The organism is Shewanella carassii, assembly GCF_002777975.1.
GTDB lineage: Bacteria > Pseudomonadota > Gammaproteobacteria > Enterobacterales > Shewanellaceae > Shewanella > Shewanella carassii.
Map to the genome: position 1 here is coordinate 1 of NZ_NGVS01000007.1, position 13932 is coordinate 13932.

A 13932-nucleotide genomic window follows, 5' to 3' on the forward strand; every position below is an offset into this window, starting at 1 on the left:
AATCTGTTCCCCTGTAGTTCAGTCGGTAGAACGGCGGACTGTTAATCCGTATGTCACTGGTTCAAGTCCAGTCAGGGGAGCCACTTCAAATTAAACCTAAGCGAAATCTGTTCCCCTGTAGTTCAGTCGGTAGAACGGCGGACTGTTAATCCGTATGTCACTGGTTCGAGTCCAGTCAGGGGAGCCACTTCAAGCAAGTCTTATGAAAACAATANCACTTCGATTTCAACTCAACAAAATATTCTATTCCCCTGTAGTTCAGTTGGTAGAACGGCGGACTGTTAATCCGTATGTCACTGGTTCGAGTCCAGTCAGGGGAGCCACTTCACTTCTATTTCTGTGTTTTGTATTTATAACAAATACGTATACAATTTCGACACTCGTTTCGGGATTGGTCTGAACTCAGAAAAATATGGGCATTTCGCGCTTTTTTCAGCTGTTACTACTATTGGGCTTTCTGGCTACCGGCATAGTCCTGCTACAGCAGGAGCGACAAATACTGCAGCAAGAAGGCGATCTGCTATTGCAGCAATTGCAACAAGCAGTAATGCAGGCTCAAGCTACAGAAGAAGCCGCCCTACTCTATCAACAGCTGCAAGACAGAGTGCCACTGCAGTTTTTCCAATATACCGATGACGCCGACGGCCAGAATAATCTCACTCGAGGACATTTCCTGCCGGAGATGAACTGGCAATATTATCTGTTGCCGTTACAACTCGAGTCCCAATACCGCTTCGCTTCCGGACGGGTGTTACTTAAGCCCGACCTCAGCCCGCTTAGATATCAAGGGATCCATACTCTCTGGCTCACCGGATTACGCTTGCTGCCTCTTTATCTGGCGCTGGCGTTAATCTTTGCCTTGATGATGGGCCGTCACAAGCGCGTCCTCCAATATGCGGCCGACTATCTGACAAAGATGTCCCAAGGTGAGTTCAATGCGCTGGCACAGAGCCGCTTTCGGGGTGAGCTCAAGCCCTTGGGGCAAGCATTGGAGCAGAGTCGACAGCTGTTCAAACAGCGGCTTGAGAAACTTGAGTCAGAAAACCTGGCTCTGAAGAAGCTCGCCTACGAGGATCCGATAACCGGCTTTGGCACCCGCCAGCACTTCACCGAAAAACTGCAACAGTTATCGCTCTCCGGCAAATCGCAAATTGGAGTGCTGGCTCTGGTAAAAGCCACTGAGCTTGGTCATATCAATCAACTGCACGGCCGTCAGGGCGGCGATGACTATCTTGCCCGTGTGGCGGTTTGTATTCGCCGGGCACTCCAGGGTTACAAAAACAGCGAAAGCTTTCGTATTGCCAGCACTGATTTCACCATCTTTGTCCCTTCAATAGTGCTGAAAGACGCGCAAACCTTTGCCACCCAGCTCAAGCGTGAGTTGGAAGAATATCAAGCAGAGCTGCAAACCGACTCCATCGCCCATACAGGCATAGTCACCTACACCAGCGACAAAGATCCCATGGGTATTCTCGCCATGGCCGATACCGCCGCCAATGTGGCGCAAACCTTGGGCCCTAATGCAGTGCAGTTTCAGGATAAGAATATGCTGGATGAAAAACTCGGGGATAACCGCTGGAAACTGGCCATTGAAGACTTGCTGAAGCGCCGGGCACTCAAGTTTTACCAGCAAACCATTCAGAGCTGTCGCAGCGAGGTAGATGGCTACCGGGAGCTGTTGGCACGCTTTTACAACAATGAAGGCAAGTTTCTACCGACAGCCACGGTGATCGCCATGGCCGAACGTCACGGCATGAGCCAAGAGCTGGATAAACTGGTGCTACTCAGTGCCTTGAAGCTCTTGCAAAACCTGCCAAACCTCAGCGGTAATATCGGCGTCAATTTGAGCTCAGGTTCAGCCTCCAAAGAAAGCTTTATTGCCTGGGCCAAAGATCTGCTCTCCAAACATCCGAGATTAGCCTCAAGACTGGTATTTGAGATCAACGAGGCAGGTATGCAGAGTAACCTGGCCGCCAGTCACAAGTTTGTTCGCGCCATGCACAGCGTCGGCTGCCGGGTATCGGTGGAACGCTTCGGCATGGGCTTTACCTCGTTTAAGTTTTTCCGTGAGGTACGCCCCGACTATATCAAACTGGATCCCAGCTATACCCAGGCCATCGATGAAGACACCAATAATCAGTTCTTTGTCCGCATGCTGGTCGATGTCGCTCGTCGCAGTGGTGTCAGGGTCATTGCCTGCGGCATTGAGCGCCAGGAGGAGAAAATGGCCGTTGAGAAACTGCTGATCGACGGCATGCAAGGCTTCTACATCGCCAGGCCACAACAGCTGGATCCGGCCGAAATGAACAGAAATTAATGAACTTTAGGTCTCAATCTAGGTGCAAAGAAGGTAAACCCTGCTTTCTATATGTTGTTTATGACCACTGAAACACTGATAATAACCGCTAAGAAATCACAACACCTGTAATGAGATGAGTGAGTATCTCCTGTTGTTGATTGGCACTGTGCTGGTCAACAATTTTGTATTAGTGAAATTCCTTGGTCTGTGCCCTTTTATGGGAGTATCCAGCAAGCTGGAATCTGCCATAGGCATGTCCATGGCGACCACCTTTGTTATGACCCTGGCAGCCATCCTCAGCTACCTGGTTAACCGGTATCTACTGCTGCCCTTCGATCTCGGCTACCTGCGCACCATGAGCTTTATTCTGGTTATCGCAGTGGTGGTACAGTTCACCGAAATGGTGGTGCAGAAAACCAGTGCGACTCTGCATAGGGCGCTGGGTATCTACCTGCCGCTTATCACCACCAACTGTGCCGTGTTGGGGGTTGCCCTGCTGAATATCAATGAAAACCATGATTTTATGCAGAGTGCCATCTACGGTTTTGGCGCTGCCGCCGGCTTTTCATTGGTGCTTATCCTGTTTTCGGCGATGCGTGAACGTCTGGCGGCGGCCGATGTTCCCGCGCCTTTCAAAGGCAGTGCCATCGCCATGATCACCGCAGGCCTGATGTCGCTGGCCTTCATGGGCTTTACCGGTTTAGTCAAATAGAGTTATGTCTTCCATGCTAATTGCAGTCATTTTATTGTCTCTGCTGGCGCTGGTATTCGGCGTTTTACTCGGCTTCGCCGCCGAGAAGTTTAAAGTTCAGGGCAATCCGATAGTGGATCAGGTCGAAGCCCTGTTGCCACAAACCCAGTGTGGTCAATGCGGCTACCCTGGCTGCCGTCCCTACGCCGAGGCCATAGCCAACGGCGAGAAGATCAATCGCTGCCCACCGGGCGGTACCGCCACTATGGAGAAACTGGCCGATCTTATGGGGGTCGATCCCGAGCCTCTCGATGCCAGTGTTGAAACCCAGGTCAAAAAGGTCGCCTACATTCGCGAGGAGGAGTGTATCGGCTGTACCAAGTGTATTCAGGCCTGTCCGGTAGACGCCATTATAGGAACGGGCAAGCTGATGCACACAGTCCTGACCAGCAACTGCACCGGCTGCGATCTCTGTGTTGAACCCTGCCCTGTGGATTGTATCGATATGATCCCGGTGAAACAGGATCTGAAAACCTGGGACTGGCAGCTTAACGCAATTCCAGTGAAGTTGGTGGAAGAGGACAAGCCGTGCTGACATTACTCGAACAGTTGGATAAAGGAACTCAGTGGCGCCTGACCGGTGGAATTCATCCGCCGCAGATGAAAGACCTCTCCAATGGCAGTCCTATTGGGCGTCTACCGCTTGCCAGCGAATTCTTATTGCCTGTGCCTCAGGTTGGTGACAGCGCCGTGCTCGAAGTCAAAGTCGGCGACAGAGTGCTCAAGGGCCAAGCGCTGACCCGCGGGCTGAGCGCCATGTATCTGGCGGTGCATGCCCCCACCTCAGGCATCATTCGCGCCATAGAGCAAAGACCGAGTAACCACCCTTCGGCCCTGCCGGTTTTGACCTGTGTGCTGGAAGCCGACGGCCAGGATCAAGCCATAGATTTTGATCAGCAAGAGGTCTCAGCACTGAGCCGCGAGCAGATCCTCAGCCGCATTCGCCAGGCCGGGATAGCCGGATTGGGCGGCGCCATGTTTCCGGCTCACATTAAACTCAACCCCGCCAGTGAGATTGAACTGCTGTTGATCAACGGCGTGGAATGTGAGCCTTATATCAGCGCCGATGACAGATTGATGCGCGAACACGCCAGCGAAATTCTGAGCGGCATTGAAATTGTTCACGGGCTGCTAAATCCCAAACGGGTAATTATCGCCATCGAAGATAACAAGCCCGAAGCCATACAGGCGATGCAGCAGGCACTGGATAGCTGCCACCTGCCCAAGGGAAGTATCAGGATCACAGTGATCCCGACCAAATACCCTTCCGGCGGCGAAAAGCAACTGATCCAGATCATTACCGGGCAGGAAGTGCCTTCCGGCGCCATTCCGGCGCAACTTGGGATAGTAGTGCACAACGTAGGCACCGCCTTCGCCATTCGCGAAGCCGTTTGCCTGGGTAAGCCTCTCATAGAGCGGGTTGTCACAGTGACCGGCGGCAATATTCCCAAGCCGGGTAATTACTGGGTGCCACTGGGCACGCCCATAGCCCATATACTCGAGCAAAGTGGCTTCACCGCCAGCGGTCAAGATACCGTCATCATAGGCGGCCCCATGATGGGCTACACCCTGCCCCTTATCAAGGTGCCGCTGCTCAAGGGCAGTAACTGTGTCTTGGTGCCATCGGCCAGCGAGATCAGCCCTCCGGCCGAGGAAAAGGCCTGCATTCGCTGCGGTGAATGCGCTCAGGTGTGCCCGGCGTCGCTATTGCCCCAGCAACTCTATTGGCACAGTAAAGCCGAAGAATACGACAAGGCCAGCTCCTACAACCTCAGAGACTGCATCGAGTGTGGCTGCTGCAGCTATGTTTGCCCGTCGGATATTCCGCTGGTGGAGTATTACCGCATTGCCAAGGCGGCCATCAAACGCAGTCACGAGGAAAAACAGCTGGCCGAGCAGGCCAAGCAGAGATTCGATGCTAGGCTCAAGCGGCTGGAGGCCGAGAAACAGGCGCGGGAAGCCAAGGCCAAAGCTGCAGCCGATAAGCGCCGCGCCGCCATGGGCAGTGGTGAGAAAGATGCCGTAGCCGAGGCTATGGCCAGGATCAAGGCGAAAAAAGCAGCCGAAGCCTCTGTGGCGACCACGGCTAAACCGGCAGAAAAAGCGGCCGACACCGCCGACCCGGCAGTTAGCCAGCCAAAGGCGGATAAGAGAAAGAGCGATGTCGCCGCAGCGATTGCCCGTGCCAAAGCCAAAAAGGCCGCAGCACAAGGCACTGCTGCTGCCAAAGAAGTTGCTGATGCGACGACAGATAATGCAGCTGAAGGCACAACACCTGGCGCAGACAAGAAAGCTCAAGTCGCAGCCGCTATCGCCCGTGCCAAGGCAAAAAGGGCCGTTGCAGCCTCAGGGAAGACTGAAACTGACACTGGCGAAACTCATGATGCACAGGCCAGCAGCACTCAAGCGACAGCCGACGAAGCAAGCCAAAGCGTAAGCGATGACAGCAAACAGGCCCGTATCGCGGCAGCAGTTGCCAGAGCCAAGGCCAAGAAGGCCGCGGCGGCATCTGAATCAACTGCGGCCGATGATAATGGCGTGAGTTCAGCGCAAGGCGCCGAAGTAAACCAAGTCGCAAGCGACGACAGTAAACAGGCCCGTATCGCGGCAGCGGTTGCCAGAGCCAAGGCCAAGAAGGCCGCCGCAGCTGAACCAGTTGGGGCAACTGCGACCGATAATAATGGCGTGGGTTCAACACAAGGCACCGAAGTAAACCCAAGCTCAAGCAAAGCGACAAAACAAGCCGAAGGCGATGACAGCAAACAGGCCCGTATCGCAACAGCACTTGCCAAAGCCAAAGCCAAGGCCAAGAAGGCCGCCGCAGCTGAACCAGTGGAATCAACTGCGACCGATAATAATGGCGTGGGTTTAGCGCAAGGCACCGAAGTAAACCCAAGCTCAAGCAAAGCGACAAAACAAGCCGAAGGCGATGACAGCAAACAGGCTCGTATCGCGGCAGCGGTTGCCAAAGCCAAGGCCAAGAAGGCCGCGGCGGCAAGTGAACAACCGCAGGACAACGGCGCAGCAAATACGCAGGTTTCGGCTGAAAGTCGGCCTCCAAGCGAGTCGACAACCGCTACCGAGCCCACGTCCGCTGATAGTACCCCGTCTGATGACAGTAAACAGGCGCGTATTGCCAGGGCAGTAGCCAAAGCCAAACAAAAGGCCAAAGAGAAGGCGCTCAGCGCACAGGAGAAAGATTGATATGGCGTTTAAAATAGCCTCCTCCCCCCATGTCAGCCGACCGCTGCAAACCAGCACTGTGATGCAAAGGGTGCTGCTCTGCGCCCTGCCCGGCCTGGTAGTCCAGTGTGTATTTTTTGGTTGGGGCAGCCTTATTCAGGTACTGCTGGCCGTGATGGTCGCTTTGATTTCAGAGGCCGCCATCCTCAAGTTGCGTAAGCGCAAGGTACTTTCGACGCTGTCGGATAACAGCGCGGCTCTAACAGCGGTTCTTATCGGTATCGCCATACCGCCGCTCGCCCCTTGGTGGATGGTGGTGATAGGCACAAGTTTTGCCATCATCATGGTCAAACAGTTGTATGGCGGTTTGGGAAATAACCTGTTCAACCCGGCCATGGCAGCCTATGTGTTGCTGTTGGTGGCCTTCCCGGTACAGATGACCAGTTGGGTTGCACCGGCGACGGTTGCCCAACATTCTCCAGATTTTCTCACCAGCTTGCAGGTAATTTTCGGCGCCAGCCAAGGCAGCGTTGCCGAGTACTTCCAGCTCGGTATCGATGGCGTCACCATGGCGACACCGCTCGATACGCTGAAGACGGATCTCTCTATGGGAATGACCACCACCGAGAGCCTGCAAAAACCAATTTTTGCCGGCACTATCAACAGTGGCTGGTTTTGGGTCAACCTGGCCTACCTGTGCGGCGGCCTGGCGCTATTGAAAATGAAGCTTATCCGCTGGCATATCAGTGTTGGAGTGCTGGCGTCACTGTTTATCTGCAGCGGCTTTGCCTATGCGCTTGGGCCAGATACCCATGTCAGCCCTCTTATTCATCTGTTCAGTGGCGCTACCATGCTGGCGGCTTTCTTTATTGCCACAGATCCTGTAACCGCGCCCGCCAGTAACCGAGGCAGATTGATCTTCGGCGCCCTTATCGGCCTGGTGGTTTACCTTATCCGAAGCTTTGGCGGGTACCCTGACGCCTTTGCTTTTGCGGTGTTGCTGGCCAACCTATGCGCCCCTTTGATCGACTACTATGTCAAACCCCGAGCCTATGGCCATCGCGCCGGACATTGATAGCAAGAGAGATAGACAGTGCAAAAATCCATGTTGAAAAATGGCCTGCTTTTGGGCCTGTTTGCCCTGATATGCACCGCAGTGGTGGCGGTTGTCAATGACAGCACCCGGGATGCGATTATGGCTCAGCAAAAGTTGGAGCTCAAACGCACCCTGGAGCAGATCATCCCCAATGAACTGCACGACAATCCGCTCGAGGAAAGCTGCATTCTATTGCAGGACAGAGACGCCCTGGGCACGACTCAGCCCATGCCGGCCTATATCGCTACCCAAGATGCCCAGCCAGTCGCCATTGCCATCGAAACCATAGCCCCAGATGGCTACAATGGTGAAATACGCTTGATCATAGGTATCAAGACTGACGGCACTGTGCTTGGGGTTCGCACTCTGTCGCATCAGGAAACCCCTGGGCTGGGTGACAAGATTGAGCGCAAGAAATCTGATTGGGTGGACAGCTTTATCGGCAGAAAGCTTCAAGGCAGTGATGACAAAGCCTGGTATGTGAAAAAAGACGGTGGTGAAATCGATCAGTTTACCGGGGCGACCATTACCCCCAGAGCCTACGTCAAGTCGATAAGAAACACCCTGGCCTTCTTTGAAGCCAATAAGCAGACCCTCTTTTCGCAATCACAGACATGTGAGGCAAGCCAATGAGTTTATATCGTGATATCGCCTGGCAAGGCTTGTGGAAAAACAACCCCGGACTGGTGCAGATGTTGGGACTCTGTCCCCTGTTGGCGGTAACCTCTACCTTTACTAACGCCCTGGGGCTTGGACTCGCTACCGCAGTAGTGTTAATTGGTTCTAACACCACAGTATCCCTGGTGCGCAACTTTGTACCCAAAGAGATCCGCATCCCCGTGTTTGTAATGATCATTGCCGCACTGGTAACCGCAGTGCAGTTGCTGGTTAACGCTTACGCCTACGGCCTCTACCTGTCTCTCGGTATTTTCCTGCCGCTGATCGTAACAAACTGCGTCATCATAGGCCGCGCCGAAGCCTTTGCCTCGCGTAATTCACCTATGGATGCCGCCTTTGACGGCTTGATGATGGGTATTGGCTTTACCTTAGTATTGATGGTGCTCGGTGGCGGCAGAGAAATACTAGGGCAAGGCACCCTATTTGACGGCGCCGATCTGCTTCTTGGACCATGGGCTGAGAGTCTGCGTATTGAAGTTTGGCAAGTCGATACCCCCTTCCTGCTGGCGATGTTGCCGCCCGGTGCCTTTTTGGGTATGGGACTGCTGATTGCCCTGAAAAACGCCATCGACAAGAAACTCGCTGAGCGCCAACCCAGAGAGCAAACTGCGCCAGTGGAGCGCGCCAGGATCACCAAAGTCAACTGAGGTCATTGAGTGAACAAAGACAAGAGACGGGCGATACTCGAACGCCTGCGGGACAATAATCCTCATCCCCAGACAGAGCTGAATTATTCCAGCCCTTTTGAATTACTGGTCGCGGTAACGCTTTCGGCGCAGGCAACCGATGTCAGTGTCAACAAGGCCACTGACAAGCTGTTTCCGGTGGCCAATACCCCGCAGGCTATCGCAGACCTCGGGGTTGAAGGGCTGAAGGAGTATATCAAGACCATAGGGCTCTATAACAATAAGGCCATCAATGTGGTGGCACTGTCCAAGATCCTTGTCGAGCAGTACAACGGCGAAGTCCCTGAAAACCGCGAGGCGCTGGAGTCACTGCCCGGGGTCGGCCGTAAGACCGCTAATGTGGTGCTCAACACCGCTTTTGGTTGGCCAACCATAGCCGTCGACACTCATATATTCCGGGTCAGCAACCGCACCCGCTTTGCGCCGGGGAAAAATGTTCAGGAAGTAGAAGATAAACTGCTGAAAGTGGTGCCGACCGAGTTCAAAGTTGACGTCCACCACTGGCTTATTCTTCACGGGCGCTATACCTGCATCGCCAGAAAGCCCCGTTGTGGCAGTTGCCTGATTGAAGATCTGTGTGAATTTAAAGACAAGGTCTACCCAGAAGATTAACGACAACTTCTGACACTCTGCAAATCTACACGGCGCACGAAATGTTAGCTTACAGAAACAACAATGCCGCCCAGGGGCGGCATTGTTGTGAGTTCTTTAGCGCTATCAATCAAAACATCTGTACAATCATAGCGGCGAAAACGATCGCGATTACCAAAGTAGAGCCGATTGCCATTTTTAGTTCTGTAGTCATGCTTGTCTCCTGCGTCCAGCTAAGATAGGGTTAGCTCCATTATTGATGAAGCAGGCACAAATACCATACTTATTTCATGGATTTGTGAACTGGCTATCAAGTTGAGCCGAAGTAAAGCGACTCCATTTGGGAGTCATTCTCAGCTACCTTGATTTCACTTGATTATCCTTGCGACCGCCACTAAAGTCGGTCTCAGTTTTAGAACCAAAAGAGGTTGCAATGTCACAAGTTCTGCACACTATGCTCAGGGTCGGTAACCTTGAGCGCAGCATCCACTTCTATACAGAAATCATGGGGATGAAACTGCTGCGTCAGTCTGAAAACCCTGAATACAAATATACTCTCGCCTTCGTTGGTTATGGCGAAGAGTCAAGTGGTCAGGCCGTTATCGAATTGACCTACAACTGGGGCACAGAGCAATATGATATGGGTAACGCCTTTGGTCATATCGCCATAGGTGAAGAAGACATCTATGCCCGCTGTGAAGCCATCAGCGCCGCCGGTGGCAAGGTTATCCGTGCCCCTGGCCCGGTTGCCGGCGGCAGCACCGAAATCGCCTTTGTGGAAGATCCTGACGGTTACAAGATTGAGCTCATTCAGATGAGCTCGGCTGAAAAAGGCCTAGGTTAAACAATCAAACATAAAAAAAGCGCCGAAGGCGCTTTTTTTATTCAAAGATGACTTAGAACTTATAAGTCACACCACCATAGATTTGACGACCGATAGTGTCATAGACTTCAGGTACCGTCCCGGCATCACTACCATTGGATACAAATGAAGGTTCTTCATCAGTTAAGTTCTTAACACCCAGCGAGGCTGTCAAACCATCAGTAAAGTGATAAGTACCGACAATGTTGTGATACATGACCGCATCAGCCTTGGCAACCGCCGTAAACGGTTTATCATTCTGATCGTAATCAGTGTAGATATCATCCATCTCGCCTATATAACGGTTGTAGTACATCAGGCTCCAATCTCCACGACTGGCTTGAATACTAAAGTTATTACGAACTTCTGCATAGCCGCCAAAGTTACCGTCTATGGTACCGTCATAAGCAACGCCGTCCTGTTCAAACTCCAGCAGATAGGTCAGGTCGTTGTTGATTTTCCAATCCAGCCCCAGACCTTCAAAGCTGTAAGCTAGGTTGAAATCGATACCACTGGTATTTTGGCTCCCCACGTTGGTTAGAGGGTTAATAAATTTGGACAGATCGCCATCCTGAGTGATCTTGAAAGTGTCACAGGCAACTTGGTTTCCGGCATGACAGTCATTCAAGCCTTTCTGGGCATCCAGACGGGTAATAGCATTGGTTACCCGGAAACGCCAGTAGTCCAGGGTCAGAGACATACCGTCGATAAAGTTTGGTGAGTAAACCAGACCGGCGGTATATGACTCGGACTCTTCTGCCTTCAGGTTTTCATCCGAGATGTAGTTAACCAGGATCTGTGGATCTTGTTCATTACCCCATGGATCATCCAGGTAGTCATAAGACCCTGTGTTACCACCGTAGAGCTCGCTGACGTTTGGTGCCCGGAAACCGGTAGCCGCAACGGCGCGCAGCATTAAGTCATCGGTCGCTTCATAGGTCAGGCCTATCTTCCAGGTCGATGCCTTACCGAAAGTGGAGTAATCATCGAAACGTAGCGCAAATTCACCTGTCAGTTTTTCGCTAAAAGGTACGCTAACCTCTTGATAGATAGAGATAACGTCGTAGTTACCATCAGTTGGGTCTTGCTGGGCCGCTGTACCCTCACCGGCGACAATCACAGGATCCGGATTAAAGTAACCGCTGTCGTAACGGTATTCGGCACCGATAGCAAAGCTGACCGGACCCGCATCGAGATCAAACAGCTCACCGCTCAACACGCCGGCAACCAGATGCTGTTCATTACCACCATCGTTACGCTCGGTAAAACCGATGTCGTTGATGATCTCCTGAGTCAGGGGGGCACCATTAAACCAGGCGCCTTGATTGTTGTAGAGGGAATCTTCCATCTTTTTGGCATTGATGGAATTCTCAACCCAGGTATCGGCTTTGTTCTTGCCATAGGTGTAAGAAAGATCCCAAGTCATGCCGGTATGAACATCCAGCGTGCCCTGCAGGGCAATCGAGGCGCGCAGCGTATCGACGTCTTGATTATAGATACGAGGCCCTACGTCATTGGTACGGCGACGGTAGTTAACACGGCCGGTCTTATCGGCCTTGATACCGGCATCCAGCATAGATTGATCCAATGTGATGCACTTGGCAGGATTGATATCTGTTTGACCACAAACACCCAGCATGATATTGGCTGGTTGAGCCGCCATCTGCTGATCGGACTTACGCTTGGTATACAGTATGTCACCTGTCAGTACCAGCTCATTACCCAACTCCTGGATCATGTTGGCAAATAGGCTATAGCGCTCGCTTGGCGTCTGGAACCAGCTATCCTGAGTGTAGTCATAACCAGTAGTACGCTTAACCCAGTTACCACTGGCGTCTTTGACCATACCGTCCAGTGAACCGTTAGGGATAAAGGAGCTTGAGCCTGGCTCGGTCCAATCACGCTCCCCTTGAATAACACCACGACGGTCGGAGTAAGCGGCGCCGAAGGTGTAATTGCCGCCATTATCTGTGTTAAAACCGTACAACAGGCTCAATTCACCTGTTTCGCCGTCACCCTTATCGGTTCCGCTGCCATTGAAATCCAGTTGAAAACCTTCAAAATCTTTCTTGGTGATGATATTGACCACCCCGGCAATGGCATCAGAACCGTATACCGCCGAGGCACCATCCTTAAGGATCTCTACCCGGGCAATCATAGCCACTGGGATTGAGTTCAAGTCCACTGCACTGTCTGCGCCCGAGCCTGAGTTCACCATACGGCGGCCATTGAGCAATACCAGAGTACGCTCTGCGCCCATACCACGCAGATCGACCTGAGCCACACCATCCGCACCGTTATTTGTGGTTGAACCTACTGCCGCCCCGGCCATAGAGGTTTGAGCCTGCAGCAACTGATCGACAGAAGTGAAACCTTCCGCACGAATGGCATCGGCGCTGATCACTGTCACTGGAGAGGCGGTTTCCATATCCTGACGTTGGATACGTGAGCCCGTAACTTCGATACGTTCTACCTTGGCACCCTCTTCTGCGGCGTAAGCCATCTGGGACACAGATGCCGCTCCCGTAGAGACTGCGGCAAACAGAGCCAGTCTGACTGCCCCAGTCAGCTTATTAGTTCTTGTCATTTTAAACTCCCTTACTTCATGGTTTGTTTTTATTTTGACCACGCTTATTAACGCAGCGTTACCAAGATACTGTCGCCTCGTTTCAATATCGTCAATAACAGGATTTTAATCTGACAAACAACATGGTGTTTATTTTATGTGTATTTTTTGTTTTCATTTATGACAAATAAAACCATTTGCATTCAGCAGGAATAAATATGCAGCCAAACCAGGGGGAGTTGTTAAAAAATTAATTTAATTTACTGTTAATTTTGCATCCTAAATTTAACAACATACAACCCAATAAATGTGACGCATCTCACAGTTACCGCACTTAAACCACAATGCTTCACAATAAATTTGTGGGGTTTCTCCACTCATTTTTCTGCCTTTAATCGCTTTTTGTAACGTTAATTACATCATCAATAAGCCTGATTAGTCATATTGATTAAGTAATAAAACGATACATTCAATACATTTGTTTCGACTTTGTTTTATTTGAGGAGGGGATAACACAAAGAGCGCGATACTATAGACAATAAAAAGTCACTGGCCATACACAGCCAATCATCTCGACTTGTTACAGTTAAAACAGAGAGAATGTGAAGATAATGACGCCAACCAAATTGGCATGGAAGACAAACCAAAAAAGGCCGGAATATATCCGGCCTTTTCATTTACAACACTTAAAATACTGAGACTAATCTCAAGCTTCATCCTGCTTGTACTTAGCAGCGGTTTCCTTGATCAAGGTTTGCAACTCACCTTTTTGGTACATTTCGGTCAGGATATCACAACCGCCGATCAGCTCACCTTCGACCCACAACTGAGGGAAAGTCGGCCAATTGGCATACTTAGGCAATTCTGCGCGGATATCCGGGTGCTGCAGAATATCAACAAATGCGAACTGCTCACCGATATTGATCATGATCTGAGCCACCTGAGAGGAAAAACCACAGCTGGGCAATTTGGGCGAACCTTTCATGTAAAGGATGATGGGGTTTTCAGCAATTTGCTGCTTAATTTTTTCAACAGTTTCCATTTACGTTCCTGAGTACGACACTATTATTGATACGCCATTGTACGCGAGAGCAGCACAGAACAAAATCCCACTATTTGTAAGGGTATTAGTCATTTGATTTTTCAATGATGTCAATCTGCTCAATCATTCAAACAATGATTCACTTCACAAATTTTATCGGTACAATAGATGGCAGTGA

Annotated in this window: 11 protein-coding genes and 3 tRNA genes; 12 read left to right on the forward strand and 2 right to left on the reverse strand. The window is 51.4% G+C overall.

The window, feature by feature from the left end; all coding sequences use genetic code 11:
• Nucleotides 1-7: 7 nt before the first annotated feature.
• The 12 genes from CBE72_RS05415 (at nt 8) to gloA (ending at nt 10128) form a co-directional block, all read left to right on the forward strand.
• A tRNA-Asn gene (locus CBE72_RS05415) sits at nt 8-83 on the forward strand.
• Between the two features lie 28 nt (nt 84-111).
• A tRNA-Asn gene (locus CBE72_RS05420) sits at nt 112-187 on the forward strand.
• A 60-nt stretch (nt 188-247) separates the two neighbouring features.
• Nucleotides 248-323 (forward strand) — tRNA-Asn (locus CBE72_RS05425).
• A gap of 89 nt (nt 324-412) precedes the next feature.
• Nucleotides 413-2317 (forward strand): EAL domain-containing protein, encoded by a 1905-nt coding sequence (locus CBE72_RS05430; RefSeq protein WP_100142652.1) that lies wholly within the window; start codon nt 413-415, stop codon nt 2315-2317.
• A 115-nt stretch (nt 2318-2432) separates the two neighbouring features.
• Nucleotides 2433-3011, forward strand: coding sequence for an electron transport complex subunit RsxA (gene rsxA, locus CBE72_RS05435; protein ID WP_100142653.1), 579 nt, complete (start codon nt 2433-2435; stop codon nt 3009-3011).
• Between the two features lie 4 nt (nt 3012-3015).
• Complete coding sequence (gene rsxB, locus CBE72_RS05440) at nt 3016-3585, forward strand: electron transport complex subunit RsxB (protein ID WP_025010231.1); 570 nt, start codon at nt 3016-3018, stop codon at nt 3583-3585.
• Nucleotides 3579-6254 (forward strand): electron transport complex subunit RsxC, encoded by a 2676-nt coding sequence (rsxC, locus tag CBE72_RS05445; protein ID WP_100142654.1) that lies wholly within the window; start codon nt 3579-3581, stop codon nt 6252-6254. The genes rsxB and rsxC overlap by 7 nt, the downstream gene beginning before the upstream one ends.
• Nucleotide 6255: 1 nt before the next feature.
• On the forward strand, nt 6256-7308 hold the full coding sequence (rsxD, locus tag CBE72_RS05450; protein ID WP_039033978.1) for an electron transport complex subunit RsxD: 1053 nt from the start codon (nt 6256-6258) through the stop codon (nt 7306-7308).
• 18 nt (nt 7309-7326) lie between these two features.
• Nucleotides 7327-7962 carry an electron transport complex subunit RsxG gene (gene rsxG, locus CBE72_RS05455; RefSeq protein ID WP_188726009.1) on the forward strand — a complete coding sequence of 212 codons (636 nt, stop codon included), beginning with the start codon at nt 7327-7329 and terminating at the stop codon, nt 7960-7962.
• Nucleotides 7959-8654 (forward strand): electron transport complex subunit E, encoded by a 696-nt coding sequence (locus CBE72_RS05460; protein WP_100142656.1) that lies wholly within the window; start codon nt 7959-7961, stop codon nt 8652-8654. Before rsxG ends, CBE72_RS05460 begins: the two co-directional genes overlap by 4 nt.
• 9 nt (nt 8655-8663) lie before the next feature.
• Nucleotides 8664-9305 (forward strand): endonuclease III, encoded by a 642-nt coding sequence (nth, locus tag CBE72_RS05465; RefSeq protein WP_100142657.1) that lies wholly within the window; start codon nt 8664-8666, stop codon nt 9303-9305.
• Between the two features lie 412 nt (nt 9306-9717).
• Complete coding sequence (gene gloA, locus CBE72_RS05470) at nt 9718-10128, forward strand: lactoylglutathione lyase (RefSeq protein ID WP_100142658.1); 411 nt, start codon at nt 9718-9720, stop codon at nt 10126-10128.
• 52 nt (nt 10129-10180) lie between these two features.
• Here the strand turns inward: gloA and CBE72_RS05475 are convergent, their stop codons facing one another.
• Nucleotides 10181-12733, reverse strand: coding sequence for a TonB-dependent receptor plug domain-containing protein (locus tag CBE72_RS05475; RefSeq protein ID WP_100142659.1), 2553 nt, complete (start codon nt 12731-12733; stop codon nt 10181-10183).
• Nucleotides 12734-13418: 685 nt separating this feature from the next.
• Nucleotides 13419-13754, reverse strand: a complete 336-nt coding sequence (locus CBE72_RS05480) for a Grx4 family monothiol glutaredoxin (RefSeq protein ID WP_039033973.1) — start codon at nt 13752-13754, stop codon at nt 13419-13421.
• Between the last annotated feature and the right edge of the window lie 178 nt (nt 13755-13932).